Source organism: Fructilactobacillus sp. X7R9C1, from assembly GCF_059901005.1.
Map to the genome: position 1 here is coordinate 1 of NZ_JBWXVG010000049.1, position 426 is coordinate 426.

General features: G+C 36.9%; 2 tRNA genes. Both read left to right on the forward strand.

Annotation, left to right across the window (positions count from 1 at the left end):
* The first annotated feature begins 101 nt into the window (after nucleotides 1–101).
* Nucleotides 102–176, forward strand: a tRNA-Ile gene (locus AC6UD0_RS07375).
* Nucleotides 177–207: 31 nt separating this feature from the next.
* A tRNA-Ala gene (locus AC6UD0_RS07380) sits at nucleotides 208–280 on the forward strand.
* Nucleotides 281–426 lie beyond the last annotated feature (146 nt).

Sequence of the window (426 nt, forward strand, 5' to 3'; positions counted from 1 at the left end):
GATCACCTCCTTTCTAAGGAAAAATTCGGAAACCTTACATTATTGAAGTCTTGTTTAGTTTTGAGAGTTTTACTCTCGTTAAAATAAATGTTCGCGCTTTTGGGTCTATAGCTCAGCTGGTTTAGAGCGCACGCCTGATAAGCGTGAGGTCGGTGGTTCGAGTCCACTTAGACCCATCGTTACTGGTAAGTGACAATCGAATATTTTGGGGAATTAGCTCAGCTGGGAGAGCACCTGCTTTGCAAGCAGGAGGTCAACGGTTCGATCCCGTTATTCTCCATTGACACGAAAGTGTCAACTTTGTTCTTTGAAAACTAGATAATATTATTTTCTGTATTAATTATATTTTAATTATAATTTTAACCGAGAAATAACCACTACGTTATTTGAGTTTTTTAAAATAGTTTAAATCGCAAATACTCAATA